At 61.7% G+C, this 15,744-nt stretch carries 13 protein-coding genes; 10 read left to right on the forward strand and 3 right to left on the reverse strand.

Features of this window, described 5'->3' with window-relative positions; all coding sequences use genetic code 11:
- Window positions 1-203: 203 nt before the first annotated feature.
- The gene (locus PAQ31011_RS10810) at window positions 204-1,046 is read left to right on the forward strand and encodes a DUF3047 domain-containing protein (RefSeq protein ID WP_150575864.1); all 843 of its coding nucleotides are present in this window, start codon (window positions 204-206) and stop codon (window positions 1,044-1,046) included.
- 87 nt (window positions 1,047-1,133) lie between these two features.
- On the opposite strand, the gene PAQ31011_RS10815 is transcribed toward PAQ31011_RS10810, so the two are convergent.
- Complete coding sequence (locus PAQ31011_RS10815; RefSeq protein WP_150575865.1) at window positions 1,134-2,330, reverse strand: M20 aminoacylase family protein; 1,197 nt, start codon at window positions 2,328-2,330, stop codon at window positions 1,134-1,136.
- A 214-nt stretch (window positions 2,331-2,544) separates the two neighbouring features.
- On the opposite strand from PAQ31011_RS10815, the gene PAQ31011_RS10820 reads away from it, so the two are divergent.
- Together PAQ31011_RS10820 and PAQ31011_RS10825 are read left to right on the forward strand one after the other, a co-directional pair.
- The gene (locus PAQ31011_RS10820) at window positions 2,545-4,620 is read left to right on the forward strand and encodes a molybdopterin-containing oxidoreductase family protein (protein WP_150575866.1); all 2,076 of its coding nucleotides are present in this window, start codon (window positions 2,545-2,547) and stop codon (window positions 4,618-4,620) included.
- Window positions 4,621-4,718: 98 nt separating this feature from the next.
- Complete coding sequence (locus PAQ31011_RS10825; protein ID WP_150575867.1) at window positions 4,719-5,852, forward strand: aminopeptidase; 1,134 nt, start codon at window positions 4,719-4,721, stop codon at window positions 5,850-5,852.
- A gap of 170 nt (window positions 5,853-6,022) precedes the next feature.
- On the opposite strand, the gene PAQ31011_RS10830 is transcribed toward PAQ31011_RS10825, so the two are convergent.
- The gene (locus PAQ31011_RS10830; protein ID WP_150575868.1) at window positions 6,023-6,502 is read right to left on the reverse strand and encodes a MarR family winged helix-turn-helix transcriptional regulator; all 480 of its coding nucleotides are present in this window, start codon (window positions 6,500-6,502) and stop codon (window positions 6,023-6,025) included.
- 184 nt (window positions 6,503-6,686) lie between these two features.
- Entirely contained in the window at window positions 6,687-7,844 is a 1,158-nt protein-coding gene (locus PAQ31011_RS10835; RefSeq protein ID WP_150575869.1) for a porin, read from the reverse strand.
- 318 nt (window positions 7,845-8,162) lie between these two features.
- Here PAQ31011_RS10835 and coq7 point away from each other — a divergent pair, with 318 nt between their 5' ends.
- The 7 genes from coq7 to PAQ31011_RS10870 all read left to right on the forward strand — a co-directional run bounded on the left by coq7 (window position 8,163) and on the right by PAQ31011_RS10870 (window position 15,741).
- Complete coding sequence (gene coq7, locus PAQ31011_RS10840) at window positions 8,163-8,810, forward strand: 2-polyprenyl-3-methyl-6-methoxy-1,4-benzoquinone monooxygenase (protein WP_150575870.1); 648 nt, start codon at window positions 8,163-8,165, stop codon at window positions 8,808-8,810.
- 421 nt (window positions 8,811-9,231) lie between these two features.
- Complete coding sequence (gene mraZ / locus PAQ31011_RS10845; RefSeq protein WP_010806918.1) at window positions 9,232-9,660, forward strand: division/cell wall cluster transcriptional repressor MraZ; 429 nt, start codon at window positions 9,232-9,234, stop codon at window positions 9,658-9,660.
- A gap of 46 nt (window positions 9,661-9,706) precedes the next feature.
- Window positions 9,707-10,636, forward strand: coding sequence for a 16S rRNA (cytosine(1402)-N(4))-methyltransferase RsmH (gene rsmH / locus PAQ31011_RS10850; protein WP_425495100.1), 930 nt, complete (start codon window positions 9,707-9,709; stop codon window positions 10,634-10,636).
- The gene (gene ftsL, locus PAQ31011_RS10855) at window positions 10,633-10,977 is read left to right on the forward strand and encodes a cell division protein FtsL (RefSeq protein WP_150575872.1); all 345 of its coding nucleotides are present in this window, start codon (window positions 10,633-10,635) and stop codon (window positions 10,975-10,977) included. Before rsmH ends, ftsL begins: the two co-directional genes overlap by 4 nt.
- A complete protein-coding gene (locus PAQ31011_RS10860) occupies window positions 10,974-12,749 on the forward strand; it encodes a peptidoglycan D,D-transpeptidase FtsI family protein (protein WP_150575873.1) in 1,776 nt (591 codons plus the stop codon). The genes ftsL and PAQ31011_RS10860 overlap by 4 nt, the downstream gene beginning before the upstream one ends.
- 32 nt (window positions 12,750-12,781) lie before the next feature.
- On the forward strand, window positions 12,782-14,320 hold the full coding sequence (locus tag PAQ31011_RS10865) for a UDP-N-acetylmuramoyl-L-alanyl-D-glutamate--2,6-diaminopimelate ligase (RefSeq protein ID WP_150576415.1): 1,539 nt from the start codon (window positions 12,782-12,784) through the stop codon (window positions 14,318-14,320).
- Window positions 14,317-15,741 carry a UDP-N-acetylmuramoyl-tripeptide--D-alanyl-D-alanine ligase gene (locus PAQ31011_RS10870; protein ID WP_246179508.1) on the forward strand — a complete coding sequence of 475 codons (1,425 nt, stop codon included), beginning with the start codon at window positions 14,317-14,319 and terminating at the stop codon, window positions 15,739-15,741. Before PAQ31011_RS10865 ends, PAQ31011_RS10870 begins: the two co-directional genes overlap by 4 nt.
- Window positions 15,742-15,744 lie beyond the last annotated feature (3 nt).

A 15,744-nucleotide genomic window follows, 5' to 3' on the forward strand; every position in this document is an offset into this window, starting at 1 on the left:
CGCATGAAGTGAAATTCCGGGACCTGGCAAAGTGACGTCGCTGTCTGCCTGCTAGCTGCGCTTTTCATCGACTCCGCTGAATCCAACGGTATTGCACCGCCGCGTTGTTGTAACGCCGGCACGGAGTGAAATTCCGGGTGGATCGTCATACGTTTCTCGCTTAGCATTCGGCCACGGGGTTGGAAGTTCGGGGAGTAAAACGGGTGGTCGATCAGAATCGCAATAAGCATTACGCATGGTGGCAGTTCGGGTTGATGTGCATTGGCGCCGCTGTCACGATTAGCAGTCTTGGTGGATGTGCATCGCAGAACGATTCGATGGCGCACGTCTCAGCGTCGACGATATCGTCGCATCACGAGGAAATCGCACCGCTCTCCGCAGCTGTCGACTCCGAAGGCCTCCCGCCGCACTGGGAGACGTATCTTGTCACCCGCAACAAACGTCTGACGCACTACGAGCAGGCCACGGACAGTGAAGGAATCGCGGTAATCCGCGCAACCGTAGACGAATCGGCGTCCGGCATTGCACAGAAGCTTGATATCCCCGTATATCCCGGCGCAAAGCTGACATGGCGTTGGCGTGCGGACGCTATACCGGTCAACGCGGACATTCGGACGAAGCGATACGACGACGCGCCGCTGCGCATTGCACTCGCCTTTGACGGTGACCCAGGCAAACTCTCCATGCAAGATCACATGCATCGTGAGCTGGCCCGAATGGTCAGCGGCCGGGAGTTGCCGTTCGCGACGCTGATGTACACGTGGGGTGATGACAAACTCGCCGTGAATGACGTGGTGCCTAATCCGTACACCGCTCGTATCCGTTCTGTCGTCGTCGAGCGAGGCACGCGTAACCTTGGCAACTGGCTGACGTATTCTCGGGATATTGCGAAGGATTACGAAAAGGCGTTTGGTGAACCGCCAGGCCGTTTGATCGGCATCGCCATCATGAGTGATGGCGACAATACTCGGTCCAAGTTCACCGCGTGGTATGGCGACATCCACTTGGACACGGACGGCATTCCGACGACGACGGCGGCAAAATAACGGCTGTTAGCACCATTAAAAGCGAAAAAGCCAGCAAATCACATTGCTGGCTTTTTTGTTGAACGCTGGATTGTCAGCGTCGGTTACTTACTTATTGCGTTCGAAATACGTCTCGACCAGCTTGACCCAGTAAGTGCCACCGAGCGGCAGCAGATCGTCGTTGAAGTCATAGCTGGCGTTGTGGAGGTTGCAAGGACCGAGGCCGTGACCGGTGTCGCGGTGCGTTCCGTCGCCATTCCCAATGAAAACGTAAGCGCCCGGCTTCTCGAGCAGCATGAACGAGAAATCCTCCGCGCCCATTGTAGGCTCGACTTTGTCGTTGACGTTCTCGTCACCCACCACCTGTCGCATCACATCGGCGCACAGCGCAGCCATGCCCGGCTCATTGATGGTCGGCGGGTAGTTCCGATGAAACTCGATTTCGGCGGTGCAACCCAGCCCTTTGGCCACAAATTCGGAAATCTCGCGAAGCCGCGTCTCGATCAGGTCAAGGACCTCGATGGAGAACGTGCGAATCGTACCGCCAAGCCATGCCAGATCCGGAACAACGTTCGTCGTATCGCCAGCGTGGATTTGCGTGATGGAGAGCACCGCCGCGTCAATCGGGCGCTTATTGCGGGTAATGATGCTCTGCAGCGCCTGAGCGACCTGAACGGCAGCGATCACCGGATCGATCCCCGCGTTCGGAATGCCGGCGTGCGTACCCTTGCCGCGAATCGAAATCTTGAATTCGTTGCTCGATGCCATCATCGGCCCGGGCGTGACGGCGAAGGTGCCCGTCGGTACGCCCGGCCAGTTGTGCATACCGAACACCGCTTGCATCGGGAAACGTTCGAACAGCCCGTCCTTGATCATCTCCCGCGCGCCGCCACCGCCTTCTTCTGCGGGCTGGAAAATCAGATAGACGGTGCCGTCGAAATTCCGGTGCTTCTGCAAATATTGCGCTGCGGCAAGCAGCATGGCGGTGTGCCCGTCATGCCCGCAGGCGTGCATCTTGCCCTCATGCTTCGACGCATGCTCGAAGGTGTTCGCTTCGTGAATCGGGAGAGCATCCATGTCGGCGCGCAGACCGATCGCGCGGTCGCTGCTGCCATTTTTGATGATGCCGACGAGACCGGTCGTGCCCAGGCCCCGATGGATCGGGATGCCCCATTGGGTCAACGTGTCGGCGACGACGTCGGAGGTGCGCTTCTCTTCGAAGCACAGCTCGGGGTGCGCGTGGATGTCACGTCGGATGGTCTGGATTTCGCCGCGAGCGGCGTCGATTTCTGGAATGAGCTTCATGACGGGGGTTTCCTGCGGAGCGCAATGGCTCATCTTACCCCTAATGGGCAGGTCTGGCACCCTGCTCGGAAATGTCCGAACACGCCGTCGGAGGCACCCCAAAAAAGTCGGAAATGCCCGTGTGGCGGGGCAGCCCACGGGCGAACGTAATACAATATCGCCAGCGCTCCAACGTCCCCGAGCGCAGAAATCTGGTAGAGAGAGGAGTAGTTTGATGACGACCAATACCCACGTCGTTCGGGCCGCATGCCCGCATGACTGCCCCGATACGTGCGCACTGCATGTGACGGTGGAGAACGGCGTCGCGATCAAGGTCCAGGGAGATGCGGACCATCCGACGACCAAGGGCGTCCTGTGCACGAAAGTCTCTCGTTACACCGAACGGACGTATCACCCGGATCGTTTGCTGCACCCGCTGAAACGCGTCGGTCCGAAGGGCAGCGGAGCGTTCGTCCGGGTGAGCTGGGACGAAGCGCTCGACGAGATCGCCACCCGCCTTGGCGCTATTGCAGCGCGAGAGCCCGAAGCGATCCTGCCCTACAGCTACGCCGGTACGATGGGCTTCGTGCAGGGCGAGTCGATGGCCGCACGATTCTTCAACAAGATCGGTGCGTCCGATCTTGATCGAACCATCTGCGCCAGCGCGGGGGCCGCAGGGCTCCGATATACGTACGGTGCCGGCGTCGGCATGCACGTCGAGCATTTCGTCGACAGCAAACTCATCCTGATCTGGGGGAGCAATCCCATCACGTCGAGCGTGCACTTCTGGGCCATAGCGCAGGAAGCCAAGCGACGTGGCGCCAAGCTGATTGCCATCGATCCCTACCGATCCCTCACTGCCGAGAAGTGCCACCAGCACATTGCATTGCTGCCGGGCACCGATGCGGCGTTGGCGCTGGGCATGATGCACGTGCTGATCTCGGAGGATCTGGTCGATCACGAGTACATCGCACGTCACACGATCGGTTACAGCGAGCTCAAGGATCGCGTGCGTCGATACACGCCGGCGCGCGTCGCTGAGATTTGCGGTATTCCCGAGGAGACGGTGACGATGTTGGCTCGCGAGTACGCCAGCGCGAAGCCTGCCGCCATTCGTCTTAACTACGGTATGCAACGGGCGAAGGGCGGCGGTCAGGCAACGCGCGCAGTCGCCTGCCTCCCGGCGCTGATCGGCGCATGGCGTGATCCGGCTGGCGGCCTGCTGATGTCGACGTCAGGCTATGCGCCTGTGGATGCAGTGGCGCAGGCGCGGCCCGATCTGCGAGCGCGTCAGGATAGGCCGGCGCGCATCGTCAATATGAGCGCCATCGGTGACGCCTTGTGTCATCCGGGCGATGACGCTTTCGGCCCGAAGATCGAGGCGCTGGTGGTTTACAACAGCAACCCGGTGGCCGTTGCGCCTGAGTCGAGCAAGGTGGCGGCTGGCTTCGGGCGTGAAGATCTGTTCACTGTCGTACTCGAACATTTCCAGACGGACACGGCAGACTACGCCGACTTCGTGTTGCCTGCCACGACCCAGTTGGAGCATCTGGACATTCACAAGGCCTACGGTCACACGTATCTGCTCGCGAATAACCCGGCCATTGCGCCACTCGGCGAGTCGAAGCCGAATTCGGAAATTTTCCGCCTGCTGGCCAAACGGATGGGATGGCAGGAGCCGTGTTTTTCTGACACTGACGACCAATTGGCGGCGCAATCGATCCGCTGGAGCGATGCACGTATGGCTGGCAGTGACTGGGAGACGCTCAAACGTGATGGTTGGATTCGCTACGACCTACCGGAAGCGCCCTTTGCGAACGGTCAGTTTTATACGCCGTCCGGCAAATGCGAGTTTTACTCCGAGCGTATGCGCGAAGAAGGATTCGATCCGCTGCCGGATTGGGTGCCACCGTACGAATCGGTCGCCAGCAATCCGGAACTGGCTGAACGTTATCCGCTGGCCATGATTTCGCCGCCGGCGCGCAACTTTCTGAATTCCAGCTTCGTGAACGTCGACAGTCTCCGGGCTTCGGTCGGCGAGCCTACGTTGGATATCCATCCGGAGGACGCTGCGCCACGTGGCATTTCGGATGGTGCGAGCGTGCGTATTTTCAACGACCGGGGCACGTTGAATGCCAAGGCCAGGGTCACGGAGAAAGCGCGGGAGGGTGTCGTCGTCGGGCTTTCGATCTGGTGGAAGAAGCTCGCGCCGGACGGAAAGAACGCCAACGAAGTCACCAGCCAGCAACTCACCGATCTTGGCCGGGCGCCGACGTTTTACGATTGCCTGGTCGACGTCGTACCGGTCTGACGGCGACGGCACTCCAGTTCTGTTTCGAGTCTGCTCCGAGTCTGTTCAGCGTCCGTTCAGAGTCCCTTCAGAATCAATACCCACCCAGGAGTCTTGCAATGCCGAACCTGCTTGCGAAGCTCCTGCGCTGGACATCCAGGGGCGCGGGACTCGCCGTAACGATCACCGTCGCGATCGGGCTTCCCGGCTGCGCACAGGTCGGCTACTACGCGCAGTCAATCAACGGCCATTTCACGGTCTTGCACGAAGCACAGCCAGTGCGTGATTTGCTGGCGGATCCGTCTATCGATCCGCGTTTGCGCACGCGTCTGATCGAAGCCGAGCAAATTCGCAGCTACGCTGTCTCCGCACTCGGCGAACCCGATAACGGCAGCTACCGCAGCTATGCCGATCTCAAGCGGCCATTCGTTGTGTACAACGTTTTCGCTGCGCCGACGCTTTCACTGAAGCTGCATGAGTCGTGTCTATTGGTCGTCGGTTGCGTCGAGTACCGTGGCTATTACTCGCGAGAGTCTGCCGAGGCATATGCCGCCGAATTACATCGGGATGGATGGGAAACCTTCGTCGCGGGAATCCCTGCCTATTCGACGCTAGGCTATTTCGACGACCCGCTGCTCAACACCTTTATCTATCTCCCACGGGCGGAAGTCGCGCGCATGATCTTCCATGAGCTTGCGCATCAGATTCTGTTCGTTCGGGGGGATACGGCCTTCAATGAGTCATTTGCCGTGACGGTCGAGACAGTGGGTGTCCGGCGCTGGCTGGTGGCGCATCCCGATGCTGCGATAGAGTATGAGCGATACGACGCGCATCGCCGCCAGTTCCGCAAGTTGGTCGATGGGTATCGCAAGCGTCTCGAAGCGGTGTACGGCAGCTCGGAAACGGACGCGGAGAAAGTGGCGAAGAAGGATGCCCTGTTCGATCGAATGCGCGCGGATTACGACGCGCTGAAGACGTCCTGGGGCGGATACAAGGGCTTCGATCTATGGTTTGCCACGGACCTGAACAATGCCAAAATCGGATCGTTCGCGACCTATAACCAGTGGGTGCCGGCGTTTATGGCGTTGCTGGCGCAAGAGCGTAACGATCTTCCATCGTTCTATGCCGCCGTAAAATCCATGTCGAAACGGCCGGAGGGAGAACGAAACGCGATGCTCGCGGCGCTGGACAGCACACCGGCTGCGGCCACCGCCCGGGCACTACTGGATGCGCCGATGCAGGCTGTGCGGTGATCTGATATCTCGGGGATCGATGTGGACGGGCTACTCGGTGGGCGGCGGGGGAGCGGATGGCGACACGAGCCACCGGCATCCAGGTCGACGAGTGGCTGAATCGTTACTTCTTGAGCAGCTCAGCGCTTGTCTTGAGTGCACGAAGCGCGTTCGCCACGTGCCACCAACGGTTACGAGATGACGGACTTTAAGTCTCCCAGCAGCAGATAAAGTTGCTGCCGCTGATCTTCCGGCAACGCGCCCAGGCGTTGCTCGATCCATTGCTCGTGAGCGCGGGCCATATTGGAAAACGCTTTCTTTCCGCGCGCCGTCAGTTTGATCAGAAACGCGCGACGGTCGTTCACGACGGTCTCACGCGTGACCCAACCTTCCTTCTCCAGCTGATCGGTGATGCCAGTCACGTTTCCGCCGGTCACCATCATCCGCTTACTAAGCTCACCCATCTTCAGTCCTTCCGGATGGCGATCGAGCTGCGCAAGCAAATCGAAGCGTGGAAGCGTGCAGTCGAATTCCTGACGCAAGCGCGAGCGGATATCCGTCTCGATCATGTTGGCGCAAGTGAGTAGGCGCAGCCACAGTCTCAGCGCGTCATGCTCGCGATCGTGGGCTCGCGTTTCGAGATCGAGAGAATCGGAGTCGGCGAGGCTCATGGTCGATGGCAGAAAATTTACAGTATGGAAATTTTAGGTTTGAAATAATCGCCGGGTCAAGATAGGGCGGTTACGGGGCGTGGACGACTGCATCGAAGGGCGGATGCTCTGTGCCGCTGACGCATAAAAAAAGGGCACCCGAAGGTGCCCTTTCGCCAAAGCCTAAGTGACAGAAACTGTCAGCTTAGAACTTGTGACGGATACCGGCCGTAACAGCGAACTGGTTCGTGCTGTTCGAGAAGCCCAGGCCGTTCAACGATGCGCCGCCAGGAGCGTCGTTGTTGGCGTGTTGCCACAGACCAACCAGGTACGTGTCCGTGCGCTTCGACAGGAAGTAGTCGACGCCCAGGTTGACTTGGTGGTACTTCGGCGACACGCTGCTGCCCGTCAGGTTAAGCGTCGACCACGTGTACGTGTACGATGCACCCAGTTGCAGTGCCGGGGTCAGCATGTACTTGGCGTTCAGTTCGGCGTTGTCGAACTTCCAGCTGCCGCCACCAACGTATTGGTACACGCTGTGAGCGTAGACCAGACCCAGCGTGGCCGGACCGAAGGCGTACGAACCGCCTGCCGATGCGATCCATGCCTTGTCGCTGGCAACCAGGCCGCCGAGCGTCATCGGGGTCGTAGCATCGCCACCGTTGTTGATCACGCCGGTCGAGTTAGCAGCCGGAGCGCTGAGCATCAAGTAACCTGCGCCGAACGACACCGGGCCGTTAGCGTAGCCCAGACCGAACGAGTAAGCACGGTTGTTGGCGAAGCCCGAACCCGTCGAACCGTTGTTAGCCGAGTTCGAGAAGCCATACATACCGCCGGCGCTGAAGCCGTTGTAGTTGACCGTCGTGTACTTGACCGAGTTGTTGACGCGGAACGAGTTGTTCAGGTTGTCGTTATCGAACGGGTGAGCGCCCGCGAACGTCGACCATTGGCTACCCGAAGCGTACGGGCCAACGAAGTCAACCACGGAGTCGTACTGACGACCGATGGTGAACGTGCCAGCCGTTGCGCTGCTCAGACCAACGTAGGCTTGACGACCGAACATACGGCCGTTCTGGCCCAGCGTGCCCGAACCCAGGTTGAAGCCGTTTTCCAAGACGAAGATCGCCTTCAGGCCGCCACCGAGGTCCTCAGCACCCTTCAGGCCCCAACGCGAACCTTGCAGGTTACCGTTGGCGAACTGGAAGTTGTGGTTCGTTTGACCCGTGCCAGCCAGGCTGCCACCAGTCTTGCTGACGTACTGCAGGCCAGCGTCGATGATACCGTACAGGGTCACGCTGCTTTGAGCGTGAGCAGCGCCAGCGAATGCGCCGAGCACACCCAGAGCGAGAAGCGACTTTTTCATTGAGTGATCTCCAAAGGATTGTGAGATTTGTTTAACAAGGTCACTAGTGATAACGTCCTTGCTAATCAACTTCGCGAGAAGTTGGACGTAATGTAACAAATTCACTTTAGGCGGCAAAGGAAAAGGCCGGTTTTACGCGGGTTCGCGGCGGGTTTTGTTTCGTTTACGCAACATCGCGGAAACCGGCGTCTGGCGGGGTTTTCACGCGTTTGTGCCCGCGCAAGGCGCGCCGGATAAAGGGGCGTATCATTGGCCGCGGACGTGAAAGAATCGTCCTGCGTTCCGCATTGTGAAAGATTTGAGTGAGTTGAAAGTACGATGTTCTCCGACAGTCTGATCTCCGAGCTTGACCGTGGTCTGCGTGCCATCGCAGGTGTCACTCAAGCGTCCCGTCCGACTCCCACTGCGGTCCAATCCGAAAATAGCGACGCCCCCGCGGGCGACGATGCGCTGACCTCCCAGGAGCGGCGTCACGTCGCTGGCCTTATGCGTGTGAATCACGTCGGCGAGGTTTGTGCGCAAGCGCTGTATCAGGCACAGAAGCTGGCGACGAAGCGTCCGGAGTTGCGCGCGGCGTTCGAGCACGCGGGCAAGGAAGAGGAGGACCACCTCGCGTGGACGGCACACCGTCTCTCTGAGCTAGGCTCGCGTCCCAGCCTGCTGAATCCGTTGTGGTACGCGGGTGCGTTCGCCATCGGCTTCGTCGCGGGGAAGTGCGGCGATAACGTGAGTCTCGGCTTCATGTCGGAGACGGAGCGTCAGGTCGAGCATCATCTGGACAGCCATCTCGACGACTTGCCGGCGCATGACCTCCGCTCGCGGGCCATCGTCGATCAGATGCGTCTGGACGAGATCGAACACGGACAGGCCGCGCGTGACGCCGGCGGCATTGAGTTGCCTGCGCCGGTTCAGCGCGTCATGCGCGCTGCGGCTAAGGTCATGACGACGACGGCCTACTATATATAGAGCGTTCGCAAGATCTCCTCGAAAGACCCCCTGCCTACTGCATCGATTCCCTCTCGTGTAAGCGCGTGCCGGCCGGTTTTCCACGGTGTCGGCACGGCGTGAGCGCGCACTACGCCGTATCGATAGTGCTGACGGGCCTTGCGCGAAGTGATGCTCAAAATATGAGGTTCCACTTTCACTATCGCACTTATGTCTTTAATTTTCCTGACAAAATTCCGTTTTCCTGCTTTAGGAAAGTGAGCTAAGTCATTGTTCTGTCTACCAAATTCCCTCTGAAAAAAGGGCGAAACGCTTGACCGCCCATACAACCTCCTCTAAAGTGGGAAATAGTGTGAGAAAGTGTATTTTTGTGTGGCGTAGAGCACAAAATCTTTCTCTTTCGGCATGACGGGCAGGCAGACGAAACCTCACGGGAGCGCACGTGTTTCAGGGAGCCTCGGCACTTTCACTGGATGCAAAGGGACGGATGTCGATTCCGGCCCGGCACCGTGACGTGCTTCAGGGCGACGCTGAAGGCAAGGTGACGATCACCAAGCACCCCGATGGATGTCTGCTGCTGTTCCCGCGTCCCGAATGGGAGATCTTCCGCGGCAAGATCGCCGCACTGCCGATGGACGCGCACTGGTGGCGACGCATCTTCCTGGGCAACGCAGCCGATGTCGAGATGGATTCGGCGGGCCGTGTCCTGGTGGCGCCCGAATTGCGCGCCGCCGCGGGCATGGACAAGGAAGTCATGCTGCTGGGCATGGGCAGTCATTTCGAACTCTGGGATGCCGCGACGTATGCCGCCAAGGAACAGGCGGCGATGGCGCAGGGTATGCCGGAAGCACTGAAGAACTTCACTTTTTGACAGATCAGGTGGTCCGACGAGCATGGCGCACGCGGTGGAAACGGTAATGCAGCACCGCACGGTCCTGCTAGAGGAGGCCGTGGATGCCTTGCTTTGGCGCGACGATGGCGTCTATGTCGACGGCACGTTCGGCCGCGGCGGGCACAGTCGCAGGCTGCTCGAGCGGCTGGGTGCCCAGGGGAGACTGATCGCATTCGACAAGGATCCCCAAGCGATCGCGGAGGCGGCAAAGATTGCCGATCCGCGATTTTCGATTGAGCACGAGAGCTTCGCGACGTTGCGCGATGCGATGGCCCGGCGCGGTATCGACAAGGTGTCGGGCGTTTTGCTGGACCTGGGCGTGTCGTCGCCGCAAATCGACGACCCGGCGCGCGGGTTCAGTTTTCGGGCCGACGGTCCGCTCGACATGCGCATGGATCCCACGCGCGGCGAGTCGGCTGCCGATTGGCTGGCCCGGGCAACGCTGGAAGAAATGACGGAGGTCATCAAGGACTATGGGGAAGAACGGTTTGCTTTTCAGATTGCAAAGGCGCTTGTTGCTCGCCGGGCAGACGCCGACCGCCTCGGGCCTCTCGTCAGTACACGCGAGCTTGCCGCGATCGTGGCGGGCGCCGTCAAGACCCGTGAGAAGGGCAAGGACCCGGCAACACGTACCTTTCAGGCTCTACGGATTCACGTCAATCAAGAGCTTGCGGACTTGCAGATAGCACTGGATGTGGCGGCCGATGTCCTCGAAACGGGAGGCAGACTCGTGGCGATCAGCTTTCATTCACTGGAAGACCGGATCGTGAAGCGCTTCATGCAGGCTCGCTCCAGCGCGCCGGCGGTGGATCGCCGCGTGCCGCTGCGCGCGCACGAAATTCCCGAGCCGCCCTTCAAAGCCAGCCGCAAGATCAAGCCGTCCGCCGCCGAGGTGGAGGCGAACGCCCGTTCGCGCTCGGCGATCATGCGGGTCATGGAGCGGGTGTCGCCATGAGCCGGCTCAATGTCCTTCTGCTCGCCGTGCTGATCGGGTGCGCCCTTTCCCTGATCAATGCGCAATATCGTGCGCGCGGTACGTTCGTCGAACTGAACCGCGAGCAGGCGCTCGAGCATCAATTGCTGCAGGACTGGGACCGTCTCCAGTATGAGCAGAGCGCACAGAGCAAGAGCGCCCGCATTGAGAGCGTCGCTCGTAGCGACCTGAAGATGCAGGCTGTCTCGCCCGGCCGTACGCAATATCTGTCCGCGCCGGCCGGCAGCACGGGCGCGATGGTGGATGTGCCGGTGCCGACCGCGAGCGCCGCGTCTGCCCCTGTGAGCGGAGGCAAACGATGATTCGCCGCAAAGACGCCAAGGCCAAGACCAAGGATGTGCAGTTCTCTGCCAGCCCGGTCCTGTCCGTGCGTCTGCCGATGTGGCGCTCGAAGATGCTCGTCTTCGTGATCTTCGGCGCGTTCGCGTCGCTGGTCGCGCGTGCCTTCTGGATTCAGGGGCCGGGCAACGCCTTCTATCAACGTCAGGGCGAGAGCCGTTACGAACGCACACTGGAGATGTCCGCCACGCGCGGCAAAGTGTTCGACCGTAACGGACAGGTGCTTGCCACCAGTCTGCCCGTGAAGGCCATCTGGGCGATTCCGGAAGATGTGCCCGACGACGTCTCGGCGCAGCAGGTCCGTCAGCTCTCGAAGCTGCTGGAGATGAGCGAGTCGGATTTGCATCGCAAATTCAATCAGGAAAAGAGCTTCGTCTACGTGAAGCGTCAGGTCCTGCCGGACGTGGCCAAGCAAGTCGCGGACCTCGACATCCCCGGCGTGTATCAGCGCAAGGAGTACAAGCGCTTCTATCCGGAAGGCGAGATCGCGGCGCACGTCGTCGGCTTTACGAACGTCGAGGATATCGGTCAGGAAGGCGTCGAACTGTCGATGCAGAAGGATCTGGCCGCAACGCCGGGCAGTCGTCGGGTGATCAAGGACCGTCTGGGACGTGTGGTCGAGGACATCGACATCCTCGCGCAGCCGCGTGACGGTCACGACATCACGCTCTCGATCGACAGCAAGATCCAGTTCCTCGCTTACAGCGAACTCAAGGACGCCATGGAGCGCACCGGCGCGAAAGCCGCCAGCGCCGTGGTGCTCGATGTGCGCACGGGCGAGGTGCTCGCGTTGGCCAACCTGCCGACGTACAACCCCAACAACCGCACGAACCTGACGGGCGCGCAGCTGCGCAACCGCGTCATCACCGACACCTTCGAGCCGGGCTCGATCATGAAGCCGATCACCATCGCCGCCGCGATGGAAAACGGCTACGTGAAGCCGACGTCGACGGTCATGACGACAGGCCGCGCGAACTTCTTCGGCGCGAACATCACCGATACCCACGACTACGGTCTGCTCACGGTGGCCGGTGTCATTCAGAAGTCGAGCAACATCGGCACGGCGAAGATCGCGCTGATGATGAAGCCGCAGGACATGTGGGACATGTTTACCAGCGTCGGCCTCGGTCAGGCCCCGAAGCTCGGTTTCCCGGGAGCTGTGGCGGGACGTCTGCGTCCGGCCAAGAGCTGGCGTCCGATCGAGCAGGCGACGATGGGCTACGGCTACGGGCTGTCGGCCTCGCTGATTCAGTTGGCTCGTGCCTATACCGTTTTTGCCCATGACGGCGAGTTGCTGCCGATCTCCATCTACAAGACGGACGGCAGTACCGTGAAGGGAACGCCGGTGATTTCTCCGGCGACTGCGCGCGAAGTGCGCAAGATGCTGGAGATGGTGACGTCGCCCGGCGGCACGGCCACGCGCGCTCAGGTAATCGGCTATCGCGTGGGTGGCAAGACCGGCACGGCCTACAAGCAATCCGGCAAGGGTTACGACAAGAGCAAGTACCGCGCATCGTTCGTCGGCATGGCGCCGATGTCCGAGCCGCGCATCATCGTGGCCGTCACGCTCGACGAGCCCGGCCGCGGTTCGCACTACGGTGGCGTGGCCGCTGGCCCGGCGTTCGCCTCGATTGTGGGCGGGACGTTGCGCGCATTGAACGTGGTACCGGATTCTCCGGTGACGAAGCTCGTCGTGAGCGACAAGGTGGAGGAGAGCGAGCCATGGGCACCGTGACCCCGACGCCGCAAAATCCCGCCACGTTCGCCATGGTCGCGGACGCCACCGATCGCGCTGCGCTTGCGCAGGCATGGGACTGGCTGCGCCGCACGGTGCCGGCGGGTGCCACATTGCACGCGGATAGCCGTCGTGTGATGCCCGGTGACGTGTTCGTTGCCTACGCGGTGAAAGGTGCCGACAGCCGTGGCTTCATTGCCGACGCCGTCGAGCGCGGTGCCGCCGCCGTGCTTTGGCAGAGCGACGATTTCACCTGGCCCGCATCGCTCACGTCGCTCGCCAATGTGCCGCAGTTCGGTGTGCCGTGCCTCGACTGGCTCGCGGGCCCGCTGGCGGCGCTGTGGTACGGCGAGCCGAGCGTCGGGATGACGATGTTTGGTGTGACGGGCACCAACGGCAAGACGTCGTGCAGCCAATGGCTGGCGCAATTGCTGTCGAAGACGAACGTGCGCAGCGCCGTGATCGGTACGCTGGGCAGCGGCTTCCCCGGCCATCTCACGGTCACGGGCTTTACCACGCCCGACGCCGTCCAGTTGCAACACAGCCTCGACGATCTGCGCGCGCAAGGCGCTGCGGCGGTCGCGATGGAGGTGTCGTCGCACGGTTTGTATCAGGGGCGCGTGAACGGCGTGGCGTTCGACGTGGCAGTGTTCACCAACCTGACGCAGGACCACCTCGACTATCACGGCACGATGGCCGAGTACGAGGCGGCCAAAACGCGCCTGTTCGACTGGCCGGGACTGAAGGCGGCTGTCATCAATCGCGACGATGCGATGGGACAGCGCCTGTTGACGCGTCTTGCGGGAAAGACGCCGGTCTTCGAATACGGCATTCACGGTGCCGCGACGTCGGCGCATGGCAACCGCGTGCTGCGTGCGGAAGACCTCCGCGCAACGACGGCGGGCACGCGCTTCACGCTGCATATCGACGATCAGAGCCAGCAGGTGACGGTGCCGCTGATCGGTGAGTTCAACATCAGTAACGCCCTTGCCGTGCTGGGCGCAGCACTGGCCGCCGGTGTCGCGCAAGATGCCGCCGTCGCCGGACTCGCGACGCTCGCGCCGGTGTCCGGTCGCATGGAGCAGATCGGGCAGCCGGGCCAGCCGCTGGTGGTGATCGATTACGCCCACACGCCCGACGCACTCGACAAAACGCTGGCTGCGCTGCGGCCGGTGACGCAGGCGCGCGGCGGCAAGCTTGTCTGCGTGTTCGGCTGCGGCGGCGATCGCGATGCGGGCAAGCGTCCGCAGATGGGCGCGGTGGCCGAGCGTCTGGCAGATGCCATCGTGCTCACGAGCGACAACCCGCGCACCGAAGTGCCGACCGAGATCATGGCGCAGATCGCTGCCGGTCTCGCGCAGCCGGATGCTGCGCGTCGCATCGAAGACCGCGCGAGCGCGATTCTTCAGGCTGTGCGCGGTGCACAGGCCGCAGATGTCGTGCTGATCGCGGGCAAGGGACACGAAAGTACACAGGAAATCATGGGTAAGAAGCGACCGTTCTCCGATCAGGAACACGCGCGTCTGGCACTCGCCGCGCGTGCGACCACGGTGCGCGGAGGTGGCGAATGACGCCGACGATGCAAAACATCATGTGGCAACTGAGCGACGCGCAGGCCGCCGTGACGGATTCGCGCGTGACCGGTGCGTCGTCGACGGCGTTTGCGCGCATCGTGACGGATAGCCGTTCGGTGCAGCCGGGCGATCTGTTCGTGGCGCTCAAGGGCGAGCGTTTCGATGCGCACGATTTTCTGGCCGACGTGGCGCGCGCAGGCGCAGCCGCCGTGGTCGCGACCCGCGTACCGGACGGCTTCGAGACGCCGGCGCTGATCGTGCCTGACACCCGTATCGCGCTGGGCGAGCTGGCGGCCGCATGGCGTCGCCGCTTTGCGATTCCGGTCGTCGCGGTCACGGGGAGCAACGGCAAGACGACCGTCAAGGAAATGATCTCGGCGATCTTCGCCGAGGCGGCGGGAGCGGACGCGCGTCTGGCGACCGCCGGCAACTTCAACAACGACATCGGCCTGCCGCTGACGCTGTTCCGTCTGAAAGACGGCGACAAGCTCGCGGTGCTCGAACTCGGCATGAACCATCCGGGCGAGACCGCGTATCTGGCGAAGATCGCGCAGCCGACGGTGGCCGTCATCAACAACGCGCAACGCGAGCATCAGGAATTCATGGTGAACGTGGCCGCCGTGGCCGAAGAGCATTCGGCGGTGCTGGCGGCGCTGCCCGGCGACGGCGTGGCCGTCTTCCCGGCGGAGAGCGAATTCGCACCGATGTGGCGCGAGGTGGCGGGCAAGCGTCGCGTGCTGGACTTCGCGCTGGATGTGCGTGCGGCAGTGTCCGGGCGGTACGACGTCGCGACGCGCGTGTTGCGTGTGGCATCGCCGGCGGGCGAGTTTTCGCTCACGCTGCCGCTGCTCGGCGAACACAACGCACGCAACGCGCTGGCCGCGATTGCCTGCGCCATTGGCGCGCACGTGGACATCGGTTCGATCGTGCGGGCACTCGAAGCATTTTCTGCCGTCAAAGGCCGACTTCAGGTGTCCACGCTGTCGAAGGGACCGCTCGCGGGTGTCACGCTGATCGACGACACCTATAATGCGAACCCCGATTCCGTATTGGCCGCAATCGACGTACTCGCTCAAACGCCCGCACCGCGTGTTCTGGTGCTTGGCGACATGGGCGAAGTCGGTGACAACGGTCCCGCATTCCACCGCGAAGTGGGCGAATACGCCGCACAGCGCGGTATCGATCGCCTGCTCGCGATGGGTGAACAGACGCAGGCCAGCGTTGTCGCGTTCGGCGACGGCGGTGAACATTTTTCGGATGTGAACGACGTGGCGCCGCTCGTAGCGACGTTGAACGCCACGTTGAGTGCGCCGGCAACGGTGCTGGTGAAGGGAAGCCGCTTTATGCGGATGGAGCGCGTGCTTGAACAGTTGCGCGCGACGAGTGAAAGCGGGGGCGGCAACGCCCCGGCCAAGTGATAA

It is taken from the genome of Pandoraea aquatica (genome assembly GCF_902459565.1).
Lineage (GTDB): Bacteria > Pseudomonadota > Gammaproteobacteria > Burkholderiales > Burkholderiaceae > Pandoraea > Pandoraea aquatica.

Coding starts and splice junctions, on each gene's coding strand:
- PAQ31011_RS10820 (WP_150575866.1), top strand. CDS start 2,545: ATGACGACCAATACCCACGTCGTTCGGGCCGCATGCCCGCATGACTGC.
- PAQ31011_RS10815 (WP_150575865.1), bottom strand. CDS start 2,330: ATGAAGCTCATTCCAGAAATCGACGCCGCTCGCGGCGAAATCCAGACC.
- PAQ31011_RS10865 (WP_150576415.1), top strand. CDS start 12,782: ATGGTCGCGGACGCCACCGATCGCGCTGCGCTTGCGCAGGCATGGGAC.
- PAQ31011_RS10860 (WP_150575873.1), top strand. CDS start 10,974: ATGATTCGCCGCAAAGACGCCAAGGCCAAGACCAAGGATGTGCAGTTC.
- rsmH (WP_425495100.1), top strand. CDS start 9,707: ATGCAGCACCGCACGGTCCTGCTAGAGGAGGCCGTGGATGCCTTGCTT.
- PAQ31011_RS10870 (WP_246179508.1), top strand. CDS start 14,317: ATGACGCCGACGATGCAAAACATCATGTGGCAACTGAGCGACGCGCAG.
- PAQ31011_RS10825 (WP_150575867.1), top strand. CDS start 4,719: ATGCCGAACCTGCTTGCGAAGCTCCTGCGCTGGACATCCAGGGGCGCG.
- PAQ31011_RS10830 (WP_150575868.1), bottom strand. CDS start 6,502: ATGAGCCTCGCCGACTCCGATTCTCTCGATCTCGAAACGCGAGCCCAC.
- ftsL (WP_150575872.1), top strand. CDS start 10,633: ATGAGCCGGCTCAATGTCCTTCTGCTCGCCGTGCTGATCGGGTGCGCC.
- coq7 (WP_150575870.1), top strand. CDS start 8,163: ATGTTCTCCGACAGTCTGATCTCCGAGCTTGACCGTGGTCTGCGTGCC.
- PAQ31011_RS10835 (WP_150575869.1), bottom strand. CDS start 7,844: ATGAAAAAGTCGCTTCTCGCTCTGGGTGTGCTCGGCGCATTCGCTGGC.